The sequence below is a fragment of the Nonomuraea cavernae genome, assembly GCF_014646355.1.
GTDB lineage: Bacteria > Actinomycetota > Actinomycetes > Streptosporangiales > Streptosporangiaceae > Nonomuraea > Nonomuraea cavernae.
Genome location: NZ_BMNH01000069.1, coordinates 1 through 940 on the forward strand (window position 1 = coordinate 1; position 940 = coordinate 940).

General features: G+C 68.5%; 3 protein-coding genes. 2 read left to right on the top strand and 1 reads right to left on the bottom strand.

Features of this window, described 5'->3' with window-relative positions; genetic code table 11:
* Window positions 1-135: 135 nt before the first annotated feature.
* A complete protein-coding gene (locus IEY82_RS38705) occupies window positions 136-342 on the top strand; it encodes a hypothetical protein (protein ID WP_189129274.1) in 207 nt (68 codons plus the stop codon).
* Window positions 339-530 (top strand): hypothetical protein, encoded by a 192-nt coding sequence (locus IEY82_RS38710; protein WP_189129275.1) that lies wholly within the window; start codon window positions 339-341, stop codon window positions 528-530. The genes IEY82_RS38705 and IEY82_RS38710 overlap by 4 nt, the downstream gene beginning before the upstream one ends.
* On the opposite strand, the gene IEY82_RS38715 is transcribed toward IEY82_RS38710, so the two are convergent.
* Window positions 490-858, bottom strand: coding sequence for a GntR family transcriptional regulator (locus IEY82_RS38715; protein WP_189129276.1), 369 nt, complete (start codon window positions 856-858; stop codon window positions 490-492). The genes IEY82_RS38710 and IEY82_RS38715 overlap by 41 nt on opposite strands.
* Window positions 859-940 lie beyond the last annotated feature (82 nt).

Sequence of the window (940 nt, forward strand, 5' to 3'; positions counted from 1 at the left end):
AGGACGTCCGGGGACTCGGCCATCGTAGGCCGGACGTCTTGAACATGTCCCGTCGTGTAGTGATCTCGTCCTGACTCTCCGTCGCATTCTCGGTTCGCAAGCAACAACCGAGACCCGGAAGGGAGAGGTGATCACATGACTGACGAGATCTACCCCGAACCTGCCTGCGAGTGCGGCGCGCACCTGGAGGAGGGGCAGACCCGCTGCCGCAAGTGCTCGGCCCGCCAGCGCTGGATCAAGAAGCAGGCGGCCAAGCGCCGTGACGGCCGGCGGCGCGGCGAGACCCGCCGTCCCCCGCGCGCTGCGCGCGGCCTGGCCGCGGCGGGGGTGATCTGGTCATGACCACCATCCCGCTGATCATCGCCGGACTGCTCGGCGTCGCGCTGCTGGCCGGGTACGTGGCGGTGCTGGTCGGTATCCGCCGTGAGGACAAGGCGCTCAGCCTGCGGCGTCGCCCGGATGGGGCGTCGGCGTCGCTGGCCAGGCGGGTTACCGGCTGCTACGTCCGGAACGGGGTGTCGTGGACGTAGCCAACTGCTCCTCCACCCGTGCGAGGCGTACCGACAAGTCCTGTACGACCGCGCGCAGTTCGGCCACCTCGCCCCCCGTGTCGCCGGCGGCGGGGGTCTGGTCGGGGTCGGTGACGAACACGCCCTTGCCCTGCTGGCCGATGACCAGGCCCTCGTTGCGCAGGATGCCGACGGCCATCTTCACCACCGACAGCGACGCGTCGTACTGCTCGGCCAGTTGCGCGGTGGACGGCAGCGGGGTGCCGGGCGCGAGGGAGCCGCCGCGGATCTGCGCGCGGAGATCGTCGGCGATCTGGAGATAGCCGGCCCGGCCGGTGTTCTTGACCATCGCGTCAATCTCACCACACCAAGACAGCCATGCCAACATTGACAACTGAGCCAACTAGGTTAACTATGTTGGCTACGACGAA